Origin of the sequence: Chryseobacterium endalhagicum, assembly GCF_016745235.1 — a bacterium.
Lineage (GTDB): Bacteria > Bacteroidota > Bacteroidia > Flavobacteriales > Weeksellaceae > Chryseobacterium > Chryseobacterium endalhagicum.
Genome location: NZ_JAELVM010000001.1, coordinates 1234651 through 1255089 on the forward strand (window position 1 = coordinate 1234651; position 20439 = coordinate 1255089).

General features: G+C 37.7%; 16 protein-coding genes. 11 read left to right on the plus strand and 5 right to left on the minus strand.

Annotated elements, in window-relative coordinates; all coding sequences use genetic code 11:
* Nucleotides 1-10: 10 nt before the first annotated feature.
* From JET18_RS05465 to JET18_RS05490, 6 genes are all read left to right on the plus strand, one after another.
* Nucleotides 11-1618 (plus strand): DUF6119 family protein, encoded by a 1608-nt coding sequence (locus tag JET18_RS05465; protein WP_202089602.1) that lies wholly within the window; start codon nt 11-13, stop codon nt 1616-1618.
* Nucleotides 1619-1631: 13 nt separating this feature from the next.
* Nucleotides 1632-4841, plus strand: a complete 3210-nt coding sequence (locus tag JET18_RS05470) for a type I restriction endonuclease subunit R (protein ID WP_202089603.1) — start codon at nt 1632-1634, stop codon at nt 4839-4841.
* A complete protein-coding gene (locus tag JET18_RS05475; protein WP_202089604.1) occupies nt 4842-5543 on the plus strand; it encodes a M48 family metallopeptidase in 702 nt (233 codons plus the stop codon).
* Between the two features lie 51 nt (nt 5544-5594).
* Nucleotides 5595-6443: a GIY-YIG nuclease family protein gene (locus JET18_RS05480; RefSeq protein ID WP_202089605.1), complete on the plus strand. Its 849-nt coding sequence runs from the start codon at nt 5595-5597 to the stop codon at nt 6441-6443.
* Nucleotides 6444-6496: 53 nt separating this feature from the next.
* Nucleotides 6497-7042 carry a hypothetical protein gene (locus JET18_RS05485; RefSeq protein ID WP_202089606.1) on the plus strand — a complete coding sequence of 182 codons (546 nt, stop codon included), beginning with the start codon at nt 6497-6499 and terminating at the stop codon, nt 7040-7042.
* A gap of 550 nt (nt 7043-7592) precedes the next feature.
* Nucleotides 7593-8735, plus strand: a complete 1143-nt coding sequence (locus JET18_RS05490) for a 1-acyl-sn-glycerol-3-phosphate acyltransferase (RefSeq protein ID WP_202089607.1) — start codon at nt 7593-7595, stop codon at nt 8733-8735.
* A gap of 9 nt (nt 8736-8744) precedes the next feature.
* Here JET18_RS05490 and JET18_RS05495 read toward each other — a convergent pair whose 3' ends face one another.
* The 3 genes from JET18_RS05495 to JET18_RS05505 are packed head-to-tail and all read right to left on the minus strand — an operon-like array spanning nt 8745 to nt 11314.
* Complete coding sequence (locus tag JET18_RS05495; protein ID WP_202089608.1) at nt 8745-9134, minus strand: DoxX family protein; 390 nt, start codon at nt 9132-9134, stop codon at nt 8745-8747.
* Between the two features lie 56 nt (nt 9135-9190).
* Nucleotides 9191-10309, minus strand: coding sequence for an alkene reductase (locus JET18_RS05500; protein WP_202089609.1), 1119 nt, complete (start codon nt 10307-10309; stop codon nt 9191-9193).
* A gap of 33 nt (nt 10310-10342) precedes the next feature.
* Complete coding sequence (locus JET18_RS05505; RefSeq protein WP_202089610.1) at nt 10343-11314, minus strand: polysaccharide deacetylase family protein; 972 nt, start codon at nt 11312-11314, stop codon at nt 10343-10345.
* Between the two features lie 91 nt (nt 11315-11405).
* Between JET18_RS05505 and JET18_RS05510 the strand changes: the two genes are divergently transcribed.
* Nucleotides 11406-12257 (plus strand): AraC family transcriptional regulator, encoded by an 852-nt coding sequence (locus tag JET18_RS05510; protein ID WP_202089611.1) that lies wholly within the window; start codon nt 11406-11408, stop codon nt 12255-12257.
* 248 nt (nt 12258-12505) lie between these two features.
* On the opposite strand, the gene JET18_RS05515 is transcribed toward JET18_RS05510, so the two are convergent.
* Both JET18_RS05515 and JET18_RS05520 read right to left on the minus strand, forming a co-directional pair.
* Nucleotides 12506-13321, minus strand: a complete 816-nt coding sequence (locus JET18_RS05515; RefSeq protein WP_202089612.1) for a DUF4249 domain-containing protein — start codon at nt 13319-13321, stop codon at nt 12506-12508.
* 3 nt (nt 13322-13324) lie between these two features.
* Entirely contained in the window at nt 13325-15664 is a 2340-nt protein-coding gene (locus JET18_RS05520; protein WP_202089613.1) for a TonB-dependent receptor, read from the minus strand.
* A gap of 1181 nt (nt 15665-16845) precedes the next feature.
* Here JET18_RS05520 and JET18_RS05525 point away from each other — a divergent pair.
* The 4 genes from JET18_RS05525 (at nt 16846) to JET18_RS05540 (ending at nt 20429) form a co-directional block, all read left to right on the plus strand.
* Nucleotides 16846-17481, plus strand: a complete 636-nt coding sequence (locus tag JET18_RS05525; RefSeq protein WP_202089614.1) for a LysE family translocator — start codon at nt 16846-16848, stop codon at nt 17479-17481.
* A gap of 604 nt (nt 17482-18085) precedes the next feature.
* Entirely contained in the window at nt 18086-18958 is an 873-nt protein-coding gene (locus JET18_RS05530) for an AraC family transcriptional regulator (protein ID WP_202089615.1), read from the plus strand.
* An 81-nt stretch (nt 18959-19039) separates the two neighbouring features.
* Nucleotides 19040-19762 carry a siderophore-interacting protein gene (locus JET18_RS05535; RefSeq protein ID WP_202089616.1) on the plus strand — a complete coding sequence of 241 codons (723 nt, stop codon included), beginning with the start codon at nt 19040-19042 and terminating at the stop codon, nt 19760-19762.
* 118 nt (nt 19763-19880) lie between these two features.
* Complete coding sequence (locus JET18_RS05540; RefSeq protein ID WP_202089617.1) at nt 19881-20429, plus strand: hypothetical protein; 549 nt, start codon at nt 19881-19883, stop codon at nt 20427-20429.
* The last annotated feature ends 10 nt before the right edge of the window (nt 20430-20439 follow it).

Sequence of the window (20439 nt, forward strand, 5' to 3'; positions counted from 1 at the left end):
AAACATTAATATGAGCAAAACTAGATCATTTTCAATTTATTTATTGAAAGAAAGTTATGACCCATCAAATTCTCTAAAAGATGATCATACATTGGAGTTAATTACGGAAGACCGAACAAATCTTCCTGAGGATTCAATTATGTATATTTCGGACAGTCCTTTAAAAGAACCCTGGTGGAAGAGATATTGGGGAATAAGCAAAACCCTTGTACAAACACAGAAAAGTGCTCTGGTTTTTCTACCCATAAATGAACGATGGATAGTTTTAACCTTTGGATCGACGTACCATCAACTAAAAGACAATTGCTATGAACACGATTTTGGGATCAGAACAACTCTTAATGCACTTAACCCTAAAGAAATTAAATCTACGGATATTCTTCAACCGGAAAATGCCAAAAGACAAAGAATACAAAGTCCTGTTGATTCCGAATTAAGTTTTTTTGATCTTAAAAGTGATGAAACCATTCTTCAAAAGATGACCGGTTCAGTAAAGGAAGAATATCAAACTTTATTTAAAAAAGTTACAGGCGGTAATAGTTTAAGAGTGTCATCAAAATTAGAAGCTCAAGAAATATCAGATCTTTGTGGAAGTCTAATTGAGATCTACGAAAAAGAAGACTATAAAACAAATTTCCCGGAATTGCAAAATATTGTTCCGGTAAGAGATCCTGTAGTTATTGGTCAATTGGAAGATAAATTAGTTCAGGCATTCAATCAAGATCCTGCCCCTGTTGAATTAGTACTAGCAATACCTGAATTATTTGATTATTCCACTGATTATAAAATTAAGTATTCCGGAGCAGGCAGATCTGGTTTAGAATTTACAGATGTATTTATTAAAGGGTATAGAGACTATCTAACAGACAGAGAAATTGATCAAATTGATGATATAAAGAAATTCTACACACATAAATTACAAATATTAGACGATAATGATAGAAACATTAAAGATTATACAATATTTAAAAGTTTTTTATTTGACTGCGAAATAGATGGTAAAACCTATCATTTATGTGAAGGAGAATGGTATTTTATTGAAACAGATTTTATTCAAAAATTATCCACTGAACTTGATCCTATTTTTGTAGATACCCATAGATATCTACATCAATGCGAGAAAAAAAGAGAAGATCATTATAATATTTCTGTTAAGGATGCTTTCACAGTAGTTAAGTGCCTAGATAAAAAAAATATATCACCAAGAGGACAATATAATGTAGAACCATGTGATTTGATATATGTAGAAAGCGAATATCTAGAATTGGCTCATATTAAAATTTCTACGAGATCCTCCAGCCTGAGCCATCTTTTTAATCAAGGAGTAAATTCAGTACAATTACTTAGAAATAATGAGGAGGCAAGACAGAAACTAAAAACATTGGTTGACAACGATGTATCAATGAATGATTACATTGACAAAGGAACGTATAGTGTAACTTATGGAATTATAACTAAAAATGATAAGGCAAAAAAATCTAAAAGCTTACCATTGTTTTCTAGGATTAGTCTATTACGAACACTTAACACATTACGAACAATGAATATTCCTATGAGAGTTCATTATATTTACGATAATGTAGATAGAAAGGAAATTGAAAATGGAAATGAAGATTAAAATATAACAAACTATGACACCATCATATTCAGAAGATCACATCAGCCAGATTCCGGCTATCCAGTTATTAATAAAAATGGGCTATACCTACTTAGCCCCGGATGAAGCTCTTTCTCTCCGTGAAGGAAGAAAATCTAATGTTATTCTTACGCCTGTTTTAAAGGAACAGTTAAAGAAAATTAATACAATAGAATACAAAGGGAATATTCATGAATTTTCAGATAGCAATATTGCATTGGCAATTAACGAACTGAAAGAGCTTCCTGTTCATTTAGGTTTTATTAATGCCAATCAACATTTTTATGATCTGATTACTTTAGGAAAAAGTTTTGAACAGGCAATTGAGGGAGATCGGAAAAGTTTCTCATTCAAATATATTGACTGGGAAACTCCTGAAAATAATGTGTTTCATATTTCTGAAGAATTCTCTGTACTAAGAACCAACAGATCTGATTCTTATAGGCTTGATATTGTATTGTTTATCAATGGTATTCCAATGGTGGTTATAGAGTGTAAATCTAATATTATTAAAACACCTATAGAAGAAGCTATATCTCAGCATTTACGAAATCAGAAAGATGATGGTATCAGAGATTTATATTTATATTCTAATCTTACATTAGCATTAGCGGTCAATGAAGCAAAATATGCCACAACTGCTACTCCAAAAGAATTCTGGAATGTATGGAAAGAAAAGTTTATAAATGGAAATGAAGAAGAACAATACAACCAGCAACTGTTTGATCTGAAGCAACAACCTCTTTCTCCTGAGCATAATGGAACTATTTTTAAGACAAGATATTATTCTACTCTTCAATATTTCAACGAACTTGGGAAAAATGAAACCATTCTTACTGAACAAGATAAATTGTTGTATAATATTTGTAAACCTGAACGTCTTTTGGAACTGATGTTTAAGTATATTTTGTTTGATGACGGAATTAAGAAGGTAGCCCGTTATCAGCAATATTTTGCGATAACCAAAACGCTTAAACGTATTGAAAATATTGGGAGTGATGGTAAACGTAAAGGAGGCGTGATATGGCATACACAAGGAAGTGGTAAGTCATTGACAATGGTAATGCTGGCGGAAATGATTGCTTTAAGTAAAAAGATCAAAAACCCAAAGATCATTCTGGTTACTGACCGTGTCGATTTAAATACGCAGATTACAGAGACCTTCCAGAAATGTAATATTGAGGTAAAAGAAGCTGCTACCGGTAAACATTTGGTTGAGCTCATAAAAAGTACTTCAGATGCTGTTATCACAACCATTATCAATAAGTTTAAAGCTGCCGTTAACCAGGAACCTGAAGGTTTTACTTCCCGTGAAATATTTGTTTTGATAGACGAAGGACATCGAAGCCAGTATGATACTTTTAATGTCAAAATGCAAAAAACCTTTCCAAATGGATGTTTTATAGCTTTTACAGGAACTCCGTTGATGAAAAATGAAAAAAATACAGCAGATAAATTCGGAGGAATTATTGATGATTATACTATTGCGGATGCAGTAGAAGATAAAGCGGTAAGACCACTAATTTATGAGGGAAGGCATAATTCAATGACGGTGAATGAAAAACCTATGGATACTTTCTTTGATAAAATAGCAGAATCATTAACAAAATTTGGAAAAGCAGAATTGAAAAGAAAGTATAGTTCTAAAAATACCATTAATAAAGCAGATCAGATTATCTATGACAGAGCGTGGGATATTTCTGAACATTTTGCAGATTTTGCCCAGGGAACAGGTTTTAAAGCACAATTAGTTGCCCCAAATAAAACAACTGCAATACAGTATAGAAAGTATCTTAATGAAATTGGTATAGTGACCTCTGATGTTGTAATCTCAGCACCAGATACCAGAGAAAACCATGATGATGCATTTGAAGAAAATGAAAACCTTGTTCAAGGGTTCTATAAATCTATGATGGATAAGTACGGAACTCATGAAAAATATGAAAAGTCTATTATTAATGCTTTCAAAAAGCAGGAATATCCCGAGGTTATTATTGTAGTAGATAAACTTTTAACTGGTTTTGATTCTCCGAATAACAGAGTTCTCTATTTAACAAGAAGCCTTAAAAACCATACTTTATTACAGGCTATTGCCCGCGTTAATCGTGTTGCAGAAGGCAAAGACTATGGATTAATCATTGATTATTATGGTAATCTTGAGAATTTAGACAAAGCCATCGAAATTTATTCTGGTTTGGATGGCATAGAAAAAGATGATGCAAAAGGTTCTGTAACGAATGTACAGGATATAATCAAAGATTTGCCACAGGCTCATTCTGAGGTTTGGGATATTTTCACAAATATTAAGAATAAATATGACACCGAAGCCTATGCTGTTGAACTAAGATTGGAAGATAAAAGACATCTTTTTTATGAAAAATTATCCCAATTCTTACGATTATTTAAACTTGCAATGTCTACTATAGAGTTCAATGATGTTAAAAATGATGCTGTCATAGAGAAATATAAAAAAGATGCTAAATTTTTCATCCAACTTCGTATTGATGTTAAAAGAAGATATTTTGATGATATTGATTATAAGGCTTATGAGCCTCAGGTACAGAAATTAATAGACAAACATCTTACTACTGATGGGGAAATGTTGAAAATTACAGAGCCTATTGACATTTTTAACAAACAGCAAAGAGATGAAGAAGTAGAAAAAATTACTGGGAAAGCTGCAAAAGCCGACCACATTGCATCAAGAACGTCCAAAGGAATCTCCATTAAAATGGATGATGATCCTGTATTTTATAAAAAACTTTCTGAATTAATCAAAGATACTATAGAACAATACAAACAAAGCCGTATTGACGAAACCGAATATCTCAATAAAATGAAAGCAATTGAGGAAAAGTTTCAAAGCGGAAAACAAGACGATATTCCTGATATTTTAACTGATAACCGATTGGGCACGGCCTATTTCAACTATATCAATGACAAACTTTTAGATTATCTTACAGAAAAAGAAAGAAATGCTGAAATTGCACTGGAAGTTCAGGAAATCATTCTAAACAAAATTCATGAAGGTGGAAAACCTATTATTGACTGGAAATCAAACAAAGATCTTGAAAAACAAATTTCTAATGATTTAGATGACTATTTCTATAGTCTTTCATTAGAAGATGATAAGAAAATCCCGTTTGAGTTAATTGATCCGTTCATAGAAGAAATTTACACCATTACCAAAAGACAGATCATTTAAATGAGCAAAATTCAGTATAAATATGGTAGTAAAACAATTGAGGCTGAAATTGTGTATTCTAACCGGAAGACCATTGATCTGAGAGTATTTCCAGAAGGCAATATTATAATCACTGCTCCTGAGAATTCTGATGTTAAAAATATTCTTGAAAAAGTAAAGCCTAAGTCAAAATGGATCTTGCAACAACAAAGAACTTTTGAATTGTATAAACCTTTTACTACCGAAAGATTATATATTGCCGGAGAGACTCACAGGTATTTAGGAAGACAATATAAATTAGTGATTAATCCAACTAAAGGAAAACCATGCGTTAAACTATCAAAAGGATTAATGATCGTGGAAACCAATGATACTGAAAACATTGAAAAATATGTTATTGGTGACTATAAAAAAAGGGCAACATTAGTATTCGATGGTATTTTAAAAGATATACTTAATGAGTTTCCACAATTCAAAAAGTATAATATTTCATTAAAGCATAAATTCATGAAAAAAAGATGGGGAAGCTGCTCAACGAATGGGAATATTTTACTAAATACAGAACTCATAAAAGCAAATAAAGCATGTATTGAATATGTAATTATTCACGAACTTTGTCATCTTCTAGTCCCCAATCATTCTAAAGATTTTTATGCACTTATTAGTAAACTTTTGCCAGAGTGGGAAAAATTAAAAAATAAACTGGAAATAAGTTTAGCATGAAATATAGAAAAATCAATATAATAAAAACTTTAAAATCATAATTCAAGAAACATGACCACCTTCGGAAAAACCATACGCCTATTCCTCTTGGATGGTACCGCCAACGGCCTTACTACAGCAGAACTCAGTAACTGGACCGGAATTGGAATCAAAGTTCCACGCATTAAAATCAGGGAATACAGTTCCAGAGCAGAGTTTAGAAAACCGGGTGTCTATATTTTGATTGGGAAAGATGAAAATAATGACTATGCGGCCTATATTGGTGAAGCAGAAGTTATTGCTGACCGTCTTGCTTATCATATTGCTAACAGGGATTTCTGGAATGAAGTTTTATTCTTTGGAAGTAAAGACCAATATCTTAATAAAGCCGGTGTTAAATATTTAGAAAACCGTTTGTATGAGCTGGCGGTCAATGCTGGACGTTATGCCATTAATCAGAATATTCCAACACGTTCTGAACTTTCGGAGGCAGAACAGGCAGAACTTGACGAATTTTTATCAAATATTAAAGTACTGACGGCATCATTAGGGCATAGAATTTTTGAATCACTGGAAGAAACAGTGGAACAAGATGAAATGAGACAGCATATTCTGTTCTGTAAAAACGGAGCCGGTGCATTCAGTAAAGGAAGTCCTTCCACTGAAGGATTTATTGTCTACAAAGATTCTCTTTTAATGATGACAGAGCAGCCCTCATTACCGGAAGGTATTGTAACGGAACGGCATAAAATGCTTTCAGAAGGGATATTACAGATGGAAAACGGTTTTTATAAACTCACCAAAGATTATATTTTTACTTCATCTTCCAGAGCAGCAGCTGCAACATTAGCCAGATCTGCGAGTGGCCCTTTAGAATGGAAAACCGAAGAAGGAGTTCAATTAAAATTCTTAGAAATTTAGTTTTCAGAACATATCTTTCAAAAATCCTATCTTCGCATCAACAAAAAAACAATATGAAAAAAACAATCCTCCTCCTCTCAGCCCTTCTAGTATTAAACTCCTGCGTGGTAAGAACCGCTGCCAAAGTGGTAACAGGTGCTGCCACCTTAGGCTATAAAGCCGTAAAAGGAACCGTAAACGGGATCAGCTGGGCTGTAAGCAAAGCAAAAGGAAAGATCGATGAGGACCGTCTGGACGGAACCTGGAAAGTGGTAGGGGTTTATAAAGGTTCTTTTGAAGATTTTTCAAAGGATCAGAATCCGGAAAGCTCTTTTGCGACGGAATGTACGGATAGTTTTGACCAGATTGTTTTCAAAGCTAAAAAATCTAAATTCAAACCGGTGCATTGCAGTTCTGCAGATGAAGACTGGGTGAAATATTCAATGGAATTCGGCAAAAATCCTTTGACGAAAGAAAAGGAAAATTATATAGAATACAACTCCAATAATTACATCTCAGTCATTGATGTCAATAACAAAACAATGGTACTGGAGGGAAATGTAATGCCTAAACTCGCTTTTTCCGGAGCGAAATTATACCTGCTGGAAAAAGTAAGATAGAAGCAATAAAAACCACTGATAAAACAGCAGGACCAGTCAGCTTAATCAAATCAATCAAGGATTGATCCTCACTTTGCAACCCTGAAATATTCAGTATTCAGCTGAAAACTTTGCGTCTGAAAAAACTTTATATGCTCCAACTTCCCCCAGATCCAAAGATGAAGGCTAAGTAAAAAATGAAGTTCATCCAAATAAAAACTCATTAACGCAAAGATTTCTATGAAAAAAACTTTTTAGTTCAAGGTGAGCAAAGAATGATGGCTGCGCCATTGATGAAGCAATCGTTATATTCAGACGCTTCATCGAATCAATCGAAGATTGATTTTTACCTTTGCATTCCTTAAAATATGCAGTTTCAAAATTTAACTTTACGTGAATAAAAATTATATGTTTTGCAACGCTGTTCCTATACATATTCCAGATTTTCCAATCCATAAAAGAATAAAATTTTTGAACTGGTAGGTTTATCATAATACTTTAACATAGAGTATGGGGTGACCTCAATAAATTTTTTGTTCTTTTGCAAAAAGTTTAATTCTAACATAATTGCATGTCGAAGTTCGATGAGATCAGGTTTTTTGATGACAGTGAAGTGAATGAAGCCTTACTTGGAATAGCCCGTGATCCGATGATGAACGCGCTGATGAGCTTTACTTTCCCCGATACGGATAAAAAAATCTGGAGGGAACAGTTTAAAAACATCCACTCTGTAAGCGATTTTCAGCACAATTTTATCGCCCACACCATCCGCCAGATCCTTGCGAAAAGCTCTGAGGGCCTTACCACTTCGGGATTTGATAAGCTGGATAAACAGACACCGTACCTTTTCGTTTCGAACCACAGGGATATTGTTTTAGATACTTCGCTGATCAATCTGGTGCTTTTAGAGAGTGGTCTTATCATGACCGCTTCAGCCATCGGGGACAATCTCGTTCATAAAACATTCTTGCACGATCTGGCTAAACTGAACCGTAACTTTTTGGTTCAGCGCGGATTATCGCTTCGTGAGCAGCTGAAGAGTTCCCAGGTTATGTCGGAATATATTGAACAGCTTCTGCATCATGAAAAACGTTCCGTCTGGATTGCCCAGCGTGAAGGACGTACCAAAGACGGAAACGATGCTACCCAGCAGGGAGTTCTGAAAATGCTTGCCATGGCAGCCGGAGACCTTTCTGTGACGGATTATTTTAAAACCTTGAAAATAGTTCCCGTATCCATCTCCTACGAATATGATCCTACAGACTCCTTAAAAATGCCGCAACTTCTGGCCAAACACAGGGATGAAGAATATATCAAAGGCGAGAACGAGGACTTTATGACCATGCTCAGTGGTGTATTAGGCCAAAAGAAACGCATTCATCTGCATGCCGGAGATGTCATTGATGCCGAACTGGATGATATTGCGGTGAAATTTGAAAATAAAAACAAGCAGTTACAGGCTGTCGCACAGCTCATTGATGAATCCATCATCCAAAACTACAAGCTGTGGCCAACCAAATACATTGCTTACGATCTGCTTCACAATACCGGCACTTATGCTGATCAGTATACCGAAAAAGAAAAGCAGCTGTTTGTGAGAAGGCTGGAGATGCGCATCGACCCATCCGATACCGTTTCCAAAGAGTATTTTCTGGCGATGTATGCCAATCCTCTGATCAATAAAATGAAATCTCAGGAAAGTCATTCAGAATAAGGCAGATTTCTATTGAACAGGCTTTTCATCCCTGATCTGAATCATCAGTACATAAAAGAAAAGAGCATAAATCATCTGGATCCCCATGGCTTCCCAGTTTTCAATCGTGCTGCTTCCGAAAAGTAAAACAACAATCAAAGCAGCTCCGGCGATAAGGGCCCATTTGGTTTTAAACCCAATAACCAGCAGTAATCCGATCAGAAACTCTGCGAACGGCAGAACGGTTCCAAAAATCATGATTAAGGGTTCCGGCAGCCAGCTTTTCTCAAAATTTTTCGCCATGCCCTCAGCAAAAGCATGGAGTTTGGGAATCCGGGCAAGTCCATGTCCAAGCATATTCACGCCCATGGAAATTCTCAGCAGGAAGTAGGCGGTATTTTGTAATTTTAAATCTTTCATAATACTGTGTATTTTAATTAAACTGACTGAATACATTTTTACTTCTGGAAATACTTTTATTGATGTACTTCTTCCGTGTTGAAAAATGCATAATCCGTGTAACCTCTTGCTCCACCGCCGCCAAATAAGGTATGAGGATCTGATATTTCGTTAAGCGGTGCGTTCTGCTGTACCCGATCAGGATAATCAGGATTCGTCAGGAATTTTCGGCCAAAGCCGATAAGGTCAACCATATTATTCTCTAATAATTCTTCACCTTCCTCCGGGGTTTTGTTTCCGGTGGCAATGATGGTATTTTTAAATTTTTTCCTCAATTCTTTTCTGAATTTCAGGGGAACTGCGGGAGCATCATCCCAGTCTGCTTCACACAGATGGATATAGGCGATATCCAGACGGTTTAAGTGTTCTGCTGCCAGCATAATGGTTTCCAGGATTTCAGGATCATCCATATCTTTAAATTTAATGAACGGCGACAGGCGGACCCCTGTTTTTTCTTTGCCGACTGCTTCAATAACCGCTTCGGTAGCTTCAATTAAAAAACGGATCCGGTTTTCTTTGCTTCCCCCGTATTCATCAGTCCGGATATTCGAATTGCTGCGGAGAAACTGATCGATCAGGTAGCCGTTCGCTCCATGAACCTCTACGCCGTCGAATCCTGCCGCAACGGCATTTTTAGCACCGTCCGCAAATTCTCTGATGGCCTGCGCAATGTCTGATTGATCCATGGCTCTGGGCGCTTCTACAGGAACAAATGTGGCATCTCCATTGGGTGCGCCGTCAAAAATATAAACACTGGTATTATCCGCGGTCAGGGCAGATGGTGCCACGGGCTGTAAACCATTTACCTGAGATGAAGAAACCCTTCCCACATGCCAGAGCTGCAGAAATATCTTTCCCTTTTTTTCATGAACGGCCTCTGTGGTCAGCTTCCAGGCCTGAATCTGTTCTTCAGAGTAGATTCCAGGGGTTTTGGCATAGCCCATACCCTGTAACGATATCTGCGTGGCTTCTGTGATAATAAGCCCTGCGGAGGCACGCTGCCCATAGTATTCCGCCATCAAAGCATTGGGAATATCGCCTGGCTGTGAAGCCCTGCTTCTGGTCATAGGAGCCATTACGAAACGGTTTTTTAAATGATTTCCGGAAAAGGTATAAGTTTCAAAAAGTTTTGTCATCGGATTAATTTTAAGGATTTATGAATGTTGTGATTATTGATTGTACTGTTCTTCACTGTTATCTAAAGGTGTTTTGGGATCGTTGATCACCATTTTGGCGATATCATCTTTCCGCATATACATTACGTTGCTTTTCTCTCTTGTGTATTTGATGAATTCTTCCATAGCGTGTACCATGGCAGGGGTTCCGCCAATACGGTCATGAAAGCTGATGCTCATCATTCTTCTTTTAGTAGCTCCTTCGGCATACAGCTGGTCGAATTCATGTTTTAACTGGGATAAAAACTGATCAGGGCTCCAGTGATTTCCGGCCACCTGTACAATATCATTATTACGGAGCGTGTAAGGCATCACCACGAATTTTTTTCCATTGACATTAGTGACGAATGGCTCATCCCGGCTCAGATCATCAATGTGATACAGGAAACCAAGCTCCTGAAGCACTTTTAAAGTATTCGGGCTGCGTCTCAGCCAGTTGCAGTTGTAGCCAACCGCTTTTTGACCTGTGATTTTTTCTACCACGTCTACACCGTCTTTTACAAAGGTTAATTCATCCGCATAGCTTTTATTCCATTGATTGTCCCACGCTATGCCGTGTGCCGCTATTTCATGTCCGCCTTTTGCAATGGCTCTGGCTACTTCCGGGTATTTCTGGGCTGCTGTTCCTACGACATGAGAGGTAACTTTGATATCGTATTTTTTCCACAGATCCAGCATCCGGTAAATACCTTCATTGGCTCCGTACCGGTACCAGCTTTCTGCAGGCAGATCGGGTTGTCCTTTGGGCAGAGGGCTTCCGCTAAACGGGCTTTCTGCTCCCTCAGGCTGGCCTCCGGTTTCAAACTGCATGGAAACGGAAATAACCAATTGGGCACCATTGGCCCACTGGCTTTTGGATGCTGTTGTATTGATGCTTTTATCTTTTTCTTTGGCGGCATCGGAATTATGGCAGGAAGTTAATACGGCTCCCAGCAAAATCACGGGTAATAAATGAAATATTTTCATGTGCTGATAATTTGTTGATGCAAAGTTTCTCAAATTCAGCGGAATAAATGATGTATGTATTTATTATATATTTGTAAAAATCATATTAAATATGAAACGTATCATCAATTTCAGGGATTTTAATGTCTTCACTGTTGAAAAAGAAGTCTGGGATGTAGAATATCACAACCACAATTTTTATGAACTGATCGCGATAGAATCGGGTAAAGGGAAGCACCGCCTGAACGACATTACTTTTTCCTACAAAAAAGGGGATGTGTTTCTGCTTCAGCCCAGTGATCAGCATGAATTTACCATCAGCAAAAAGACAAAATTCATTTATATAAAATTTACAGACCATTATATTTCAACGTATCTGCTGCCCGGAAAAAATAAAAATGTAAAGGAAACCATTCAGTTATTACTCACAGGAAGATCCGTAAAGTACGAGTCGGCAGTTTTAAACAGTGAAGACAGAAAGTATTTTATCCGGCTGGCCCACCATTTACTGTATGAGTTTTCGGCAAAGAAAAAATATCATGAAGAAGTCATTACGGAATTGTTTTCCATAATGATCACCTTATTGTGCAGAAATCTGAACAATGATCCGGAGACAACCACATGGAAGAATACGGAACTGAGTAAAATCGACAGGATTCTCACCTACATCAGCATTTACGCCCTGGATGAAACTAAAATGAAAATAGAAAATATCGCCGGGGAATTTTTACTTTCGCCCAATTATGTAAGCATTTATGTGAAAAATCAAACCGGATTTTCCATCCAGCAGCATGTAATTCAGTATAAAATGAAAACAGCGGAAAAGCTCCTTTTACATAGTGATTATACAATTAATGAGATTGCGGATAAACTCAATTTCACAGACGCCAGCCATTTTAATAAACTGTTTACGAAATATAAAAATACCTCACCTTCAAAATATAAAACAGAAGGAAAAGAATAAAGGATTGAAAATAAAAAAAGCTGTTCCAAATCATTGAAACAGCTCTTTTGAACTTTAATATTATAGGTAAGGAAGATGGGGGATGGGAGAGGGAAGTTATTGATCCCAAAGTCAGAACTTCTAGGAGAGGCTCACTGATTTTTATATCTTAATAAACTTCCGGGGAAATTCTCTTGACAATCCGATCCAGGATTTTAAAATTTACTCGGATGTCTTCCAGCCTCCATCTCCCATCTTCGAGCCAGATTCTACTGAATTACAATACTCTTTCTCTCCACCGTATGCGCTGAAAAATAGCCCAGTGCCCCGTTATTGATGTTGCTTGGAGGATTGGTCGGTGTAAGGCCTCCGCCAGGTCCGCCGTCCCCTGAGATCTGCAGCAACGCAGAGTAGTAGGTGAATATATTATTGTCGATGGACTGCATTTCCACATAAACCGTGTCTCCTGGAGCTACCTTATGGTCGGTGGGATCATCCTCGTCATCCTCATTAGGAAGAAACAGTGGTCTTTGGTTCACCAATCCGTTGTTGACGTTATCGGAAAATACCTCAAAGGTTTTTTTAGACATATTATTGATCGTAAAATTGAACAGATAACGGTTCCCCAACACTGCCGGATCGGTGAAAACAGGCAGTAAGGTATAGGTCGTTTCCCCTCCGAAAGAAAAAGAATCCTGCGTAAGACCATCAAACGGTACCGCTTCAGGCATGGTGCTTTGAGCAGTGTACTGCTGTCCTTCCGCCTGTATTTTCAGCGTGTAGGTTCTACCTGCCACTCCGGTAAAAGCAGTTGTCATGTATTTTCCGTCTCCTACGTATTGCAGGGTTTCTGTCTGGCCTGTGTTGTCGCTTACAACGACCTGGGCACCTGTAACTGCAGGATACTGATTATTTTGTGTAAATGCTACAGATTTTGTGATTCTTACAATATACGGTCCCGGCTGGTTCGTGATATTGCCTTCTATGACGATGTTTCCGCTTTTGTCATCCAGATCAAGGTCGATTTCCTTTTCGCAGGAATTGAGGAGAAACAGGGCTGATATGATAAAAATAATATTCTTCATGATCTAAAATTTGAAATTATAAGTGATGTTGGGTACCCAACGGAAAAGGGAAGTCTGCATGGCGCGGGTGGTTCCCGGATTGTTCGGGTTGTCTTCAAACGTAATGGTGTACGCATTTTCACGGCCGTAGATATTGTAAATACCAAATGACCACGAACCTTTGAAACGTTTCTTGGAATCCGGCTCATAAGTCGCACTCAGGTCCATTCTGTGGTAGGCTGGCATACGGTCTGCATTTCTGCTGCTGTACTGGAATATCGTCTGACCGTTCAGCTCATACTTGGCCGTAGGGAAGGTCACGGCATTTCCGGTACTGTAAAGGAATAATCCGGATAACGACCATTTTTTATTCAGTGCATAAGTGGCGACGATAGAAAGGTCGTGGGTTTTGTCCATTCTCGCGTTGTACCATTCATTATCATTGATTCCGTTTATTTTTCTCTCTGTTTTGGATAAAGTATAGGAGATCCATCCGGTCAGTCTTCCGCTTTTCTTTTTGGCGATCAGTTCCAGTCCGTAGGCTCTTCCTTTTCCGAACAGCAATTCACTTTCAACATCGGCTGCGGTATCAAATGTGATCTGGGCACCATTTTTAAAATCGATCTGGTTCTGCATGGATTTGTAATAGATCTCAGCATTCAATTCATAGTTATTGTTGTTGAAATTTCTGCTGTATCCTGCACTGATCTGATCTGCTATTTCCGGTTTTACGCTGTAGCTGCTTCCGATCCACTGGTCGGTAGGATTTCCGCTGCTGCTGTTGCTCAGGAGGTGTAAATTTTGAGTATTACGGGAATAACCTGCCTTGATGCTGCTCACCTCATTGATCCGGTAATTGGCGGTAATTCTCGGTTCCAGATTAAAATAAGTCTTTCCGAATTTTCCTTTTTCCAGAAATCTGCTGTCCGTCAGAATCCCGTTTTCATAAGAATTATACGTGTCGCCACCTAAAATGCTGAAAGTAGAAAGCCTTAAACCATAATTCACAGTAAGCTTTTCAGTAGCTTTGAAATCATCATTGATGTATACTGCATTCTCCCATGATTTTCTCGGATTTCTCGGAAAGCTGCTCACACTCGTACCGGAGGCACTGCTCGGAGTAATCGTGTGGTAAATAGACTGCAGTCCGAAACGTACAGAATGTTTATTTCCTGCAAACCATGTAAAATCCTGCTTTAAGTTCCAGTCTTCAATCTGGGAATCCAGACCGAATGTGTTGTCATTGCTTTCAAGCTTGATCTTGTAGTTATAATTGCTGTAAATTAATGAAGTATTGGAGAATAGTTTACTGCTGATAATGCTGTTCCATCTTAAAGTAGCCGTTGTGTTTCCCCAGTCCGTAGAGAAAGTGTCTCCCAGCCCTAAAACATCTCTTCCAAAATATCCGGAAAGGTAAAGACGGTTGCTTTCATTGATCTGGTAATTGGCCTTTAAATTCAGGTCATAAAAATACAGTTTGCTGTCCTTAAAATCGTCGCTTCCTTTAAGAAACAGATCCGCATACGTTCTTCTTCCTGAAACAATAAATGATGATTTTTCTTTCTGAATAGGGCCTTCCACGCTCAGCCTGCTGCTGATCAGTCCGATGCCTCCGTTCACATTATAATCCTTATTGTTTCCGTCCTTCATTTTCACATCCATTACGGAAGAAAGCCTTCCTCCGTATTGGGCGGGGCTGTTTCCTTTGATAATGCTGGCATCCTTCAGCGCATCACTGTTGAAGGTACTGAAGAACCCAAGAAGATGCGAAGCGTTGTAAACCGGCGCTTCGTCCAGTAAGATCAGGTTCTGATCGGTAGCACCGCCTCTCACACTGAATCCGCTGCTTCCTTCGCCATTGCTTTTGATACCCGGTAAAAGCTGAATCGTCTTCATCACATCCTTTTCCCCGAATAAAACCGGAAGCTTTTCTATGTTTTTAATGCTTAATGTTTCAGTTCCCATCTGGGCTGCGGTAAGGTTTTTATCCTTTTTGATCCCTGAAATCACTACTTCATCTATTTTTCCAACCTTTTCACCCTCTTTTTCCTCCTGATTAAGCGGAAGATCCAGCTTGGTATTCTGTTCCACCTTTACGGGCAGCTCAAAATCCTTATAGCCGGGATAGGAAACAATCAGCGTATAATTTCCTTCAGGAAGTGACAGCGAGTAGAAGCCGTATTCATTGGCTACTACGGAAATAGAAGGGTCTTCGCTTACTTTTACGGTAACCCCTATCAGCAGTTCGCCGTTTTTGTGATCCTTCACAGTACCGCTTACTGAGTATTTCTGCTGCGCCAGAGCCATAGAGCTGAAACAGAGTACAGCAGCTGTGGCGGCAGCTTTAAAAAACAATTTTTGCATTGAGTTTAAATTTTAATGGAGTAGAAATCTATCAAATAGTCTATTTAATGGGATGGATGTTACAGAAAATTAGAATAATGAAACTTTCAATATTAGGAAAATGGTTGTTAGTTTACTGTCAAACGTAAAAAATCAAACGATATTACTGTCATTGCGAAAAAAAAATGTTTTCCCCTTTTAAGAGTGAAATATTTTGCTTTTAATATTGCTGATCAAAAGGTCTTGCTGAATGTTTTGACCGTATGGGAAGGTGCTTGTAGGGTCATATGGATCGACCTTTTTAGTCTTTTTTCCGGGGTAATTAATAGTCTGCATCTCGTTTTCTGGTTCATAGTTTTGGTGTGGTTATCCCGGAGAAAGTAAAAAACTCTCTCTTCCGGGAATACAAAAATAGCAAAATACCTTTACCAGTCTGATAATTCATTGTTATCTTTTGGTAATAAACAGTATAGCTCAATTGTGCTGCAGAATTTAACTTTTCATTTTTGATATCCATAGGGTTATTGTATGGCCCAAAATTATTGTAAAATGAGCCTGCAGATGTTCGGAATTATCTATGCGAACGTATTTTTTATGAAATCGCCTAAGAATCTCCCTTGTTGTTTATTCTTTAAGACCTATTTTTAAGATGGACAAAAACCGTCAATGATGGAAAGGATGGTTTATATTTTAACTGCCAATAACGCTGGGCTTTTTTCTTTTGGGATTATTTTTTCGAGGATGACGGCAAAAGGAGTTATTTTATTAGACGCAAAGATTTTACTTTAGACGAAGTTAAATTTAAAGGAAAGCAAAGAATTCGACTGCGTCGTGATGAAGCGAATGGATAATACGCTCGCTTAATCGAATCAATGTAAATTGATTCCGTCTTTGCCCCTCAAGGTATACGGTACTAGAATGAAACTTTGCGTGGAAATCAATCAAAAAAAGACCATCTTATTTTTGAGACAGCCTCATGATCATGATCATTAGAGCTGCTCGCACCCAGATAGTTTCTCTCTTTCAATTTTACAATAATGGTTTGAAAATCATCAGATTGAATTGCTTTAACATTACAACTTATAAACCCGGACCTTTTAATATTCGAAATATAAAAAACTTCGAAATGATGTATATTTGTTTAATATTTCTTTATAACGGGTAGAATTTCCCGCTGTGTTTCATATAAATACCAATAAAAGATGATTCCACTTCACGAACTGCTGTTTTTTGTGCTGGCTGCCCTTGTTTTAGTAATAAGTCCGGGCCCGAATATGATCTATCTGATTTCAAAATCCATCACTCAGGGTAAAAAATCAGGACTTATTTCTTTGGCTGGGGTAGTATGCGGATTTATGTTTCACATTATCATGGTATCTTTTGGACTGACGGCTGTATTACTGGCAGTTCCGGTAGCGTATACCGTTCTGAAAACACTGGGAACAGTCTATCTTTTGTTTCTGGCCTACCAGGCTGTAAAACCCAGGAGTAAGAATATATTTGAAGTAGATAAAAACAGCCCGCATGACGGGACTAAAAAGCTTTTCACCGTCGGTTTTCTCACCAGTGCACTGAACCCGAAAGTAGCGGTGTTTTACCTGTCTTTTTTTCCGCAGTTCATTAAACCGGAATATGGTTCTGTTTTACTGCAGAGCTTTGAGCTGGGGATTGTCCAGGTTTTTGTAAGCTTCAGTGTGAATTTTATTATCGTGCTTACAGCGGCAAAGGTAGCTGCGTTTTTTTCAAACAATCCTTTCTGGGTGAAGATTCAGAAGTGGTTTATGGCGGGTGTGCTTACTTATTTAGCGGTAAAAATGGCTTTGTCAAAGGCGAAATAGCCTGAATTCATAATAAGTTTTCTTAACCGCAAAGTCATGCAAAGTTTTTTTGATTGACCCACTTTGGATTTTAAGATAAGCCAAGGCATAAACTTATTCTAATCACCCAATGCCCTGGTATTACTTTGATAAACGAAGTGGCTTTGTTTATCCTAAAAACATCCACAAGAAATCACCTTCGTCTATCTTTGTGATAAATTAGGCAATCAGATTAAATAAAATAAGATTTTTGATTGATTTGCTTTAGATTTAAGATAAACCAATGCGAAAACTTATTCCCGTCATGCCATTCCTTGGTATTACTTTGATAAACGAAGTGGCTTTGTTTATCCTAAAAACATCCACAAGAAATCACCTTTGTTTATCTTTGTGATAAATAAGGCATTCAGATTAAATAAAATAAGATTTTTGATTCATTGCTTTAGATTTAAGATAAACCAAGCGAAACTTATTCTCGTCATGCCCTTGGTATTACTTTGATAAACGAAGTGGCTTTGGTTATCCTAAAAACATCCACAAAGAAATCACCTTTGTTTATCTTTGTGATAAATAATGCAATCAGATTAAATAAATTAGAATAATTTCTCATCATCATCCATTTTCAATGAAACAGTCCATTCCCACCTACGATCTAAACAGCATTACCCATCACGGAATTCTGATCGAAAGAATCGAGAAACGGACCCTCAGCACAGAAGATAATCTTTTTGATAAAGGCGTTCATCGCGACAATCATTATATTTTTACCTATCTGGAAAAGGGGTATGCGAAAATGATGGTCGATTTTAAGACGATAGAAGCCCGGGATGCTGCGGTTTTCTTTCTGCTGCCGGGGCAGGTACATGAAGGAATTCTTATGGATGATGTCAGCGGATGGTTTATTGCGGTGAAAGCAGATCTGTTGCCTGATGCCCTGCGATCTGTTTTTGAGGAATCACTGATCGATATACAGCCTATAGTTGTTGATCAGATGACGGCAAAAAAGCTCAGTTCCTGTGCGGAAATGCTGCAGATGTCATGTACCGAAGAAATGCTGGCTGGTAAGGAAGGTTTTCTTGTTGTTCAGTCCCTGATGAATGCCTTTGCCGGTTTGTATGCCCTGATTTTTCTGAAGGAAAACAACCCTGAAGTTTCTACCGAAAGCCGTGCTGTCCAACTGACCCGAAAGTTCAGGATTCTTGTAAGGAAAGAATTTAAAACCCTTAAAAGTCCATCTGCCTATGCCGGACTTTTGAATATTACCCGCGGTTATCTTACCGAAGTGATCCGTGAAGTGACCGGAAAATCTGCCCAATACTGGATTCATCAGGAGATTTTGATAGAGGCCAAAAGACTTTTATCCTTTACCCAGCTTAGCGTAAAAGAAATTGCGTATGAACTGGGCTACAGCGATCATACCTACTTTTCCCGCTTATTCTCGAAAGTGGAAGGTTATCCGCCCTCTGAGTTCCGCGACAAAAACCGGAAGAGATCCTAAACCGCGAATAGTCCAATTATTCCCCTGAAATGGCTATCGGCCGGCTTCCATTTTGAAGCTTCCTTTGCATTAAAATTATTTATGCCAAGCTTACCTAAATGGATCAATGATACTTTAGAAAATGTCATGTCCTCCAAGTTTAAAGAATGCACTGTTATCCATACTGAACCCGTTTCCAATGATCTTCGCCTTGTCCGTTTTGCTTCCGATCTGGAAGATGTTCCTTTTGAACCGGCGTATGCCATAGGAATAAGAGTGAACGAAAGGGATTACCGTAATTATTCGCCATTCAATTTCAATAAACACAAAGGAACTTTCGATGTGCTGTTTCATCTTCACGATACGGATTCTGTAGGAAGCAGCTTTGCCGGCAGTCTTTCCACAGGAGAAACCACGAAAATACTGATGCCACGGGGAAAACGTTTTTTTGAACCGAATGCAGCTATTCACTTCTCCATCGGCGACGAAACTTCTCTGGGAAGCTCCCTGTCCATCAAGGAAGCAGCAGAAGATGGAGACGCCTCATTTGTATGTCTTCACGAGCTGGAAGATTCTTCCGCATTAAAAGATCTGGAATTATACGGTTATCATTCGCCCAAAAACGACATACAAAACATCATGGAAGCCATCAACGACTTTTTGAAAGAAGAGAAAGAAGCCGTTTACAACAATGAAGTGGTTTTCTACCTTACCGGAAACGGAAGTACCATGTCCGTCATCCGGAAATTCCTTAAAGCAAAGGGCGTGGATGGGAAGTGTTTGAGATCACAGGCGTATTGGATGGAGGGAAAGAGGGGGTTGTGAAAACATGTATATCAGGTTATTTGCTAAAATATTTCATTATTTAAGACAACAAAAGATTAATAACGATTTTAATTGATTGTAGATAATCTGCTTCTTTTTGTTTTATTTTGTAATAATTATGAAAGATTACATCAAGTACTTGCTTCCGTACAAGCAAAAATTTCCTATTGTTAATTTGACTAGGAGAGAATTAGTAGCTTTTGAAAATCTAGTTGTTAAATATCTTAATGTTCGAGATCTTAATGAGTTGCGAGATAAATTTGAAGGGCAAGCATTTATGGATAACTTTCTTGGCAAGTCAATTCCTATTGCAGCCTTACAGAAATATTTAAAATTTAATTTAATTGACCTTGAAAAGATCAATGTAGCTAGGTACAATTCTAAAGTTTCAATTTGTGGTAAAACGATCAATATTATTATGTTTGATTTCAATTTACCACTAATAGATATTAATAATGATAATCCTTATATTTTTATTTATTCAACAGAATACTCAATGTTACAAATCTGCGGTTTCGCAAGCGCAGAAACAGTCAGGGAGAATTTGAAAGATGTTAAGGAATATGGTTTTGGATCAAAACAAACCTTAAAAGGAAAATTTTATGGGTTTGATGGTTTAGTTCAGTTTAATAATATTATCGAACTTGAAAAATTATTGTTAAATTAACTAATACGAT

Bases quoted from the DNA above. Each gene is read 5' to 3' on its own strand.
- JET18_RS05535 (WP_202089616.1), top strand. From the start codon at position 19,040: ATGCCAAGCTTACCTAAATGGATCAATGATACTTTAGAAAATGTCATG.
- JET18_RS05530 (WP_202089615.1), top strand. From the start codon at position 18,086: ATGAAACAGTCCATTCCCACCTACGATCTAAACAGCATTACCCATCAC.
- JET18_RS05470 (WP_202089603.1), top strand. From the start codon at position 1,632: ATGACACCATCATATTCAGAAGATCACATCAGCCAGATTCCGGCTATC.
- JET18_RS05540 (WP_202089617.1), top strand. From the start codon at position 19,881: ATGAAAGATTACATCAAGTACTTGCTTCCGTACAAGCAAAAATTTCCT.
- JET18_RS05465 (WP_202089602.1), top strand. From the start codon at position 11: ATGAGCAAAACTAGATCATTTTCAATTTATTTATTGAAAGAAAGTTAT.
- JET18_RS05515 (WP_202089612.1), bottom strand. From the start codon at position 13,321: ATGAAGAATATTATTTTTATCATATCAGCCCTGTTTCTCCTCAATTCC.
- JET18_RS05495 (WP_202089608.1), bottom strand. From the start codon at position 9,134: ATGAAAGATTTAAAATTACAAAATACCGCCTACTTCCTGCTGAGAATT.
- JET18_RS05525 (WP_202089614.1), top strand. From the start codon at position 16,846: ATGATTCCACTTCACGAACTGCTGTTTTTTGTGCTGGCTGCCCTTGTT.
- JET18_RS05490 (WP_202089607.1), top strand. From the start codon at position 7,593: ATGTCGAAGTTCGATGAGATCAGGTTTTTTGATGACAGTGAAGTGAAT.
- JET18_RS05485 (WP_202089606.1), top strand. From the start codon at position 6,497: ATGAAAAAAACAATCCTCCTCCTCTCAGCCCTTCTAGTATTAAACTCC.
- JET18_RS05475 (WP_202089604.1), top strand. From the start codon at position 4,842: ATGAGCAAAATTCAGTATAAATATGGTAGTAAAACAATTGAGGCTGAA.
- JET18_RS05520 (WP_202089613.1), bottom strand. From the start codon at position 15,664: ATGCAAAAATTGTTTTTTAAAGCTGCCGCCACAGCTGCTGTACTCTGT.
- JET18_RS05510 (WP_202089611.1), top strand. From the start codon at position 11,406: ATGAAACGTATCATCAATTTCAGGGATTTTAATGTCTTCACTGTTGAA.
- JET18_RS05505 (WP_202089610.1), bottom strand. From the start codon at position 11,314: ATGAAAATATTTCATTTATTACCCGTGATTTTGCTGGGAGCCGTATTA.
- JET18_RS05500 (WP_202089609.1), bottom strand. From the start codon at position 10,309: ATGACAAAACTTTTTGAAACTTATACCTTTTCCGGAAATCATTTAAAA.
- JET18_RS05480 (WP_202089605.1), top strand. From the start codon at position 5,595: ATGACCACCTTCGGAAAAACCATACGCCTATTCCTCTTGGATGGTACC.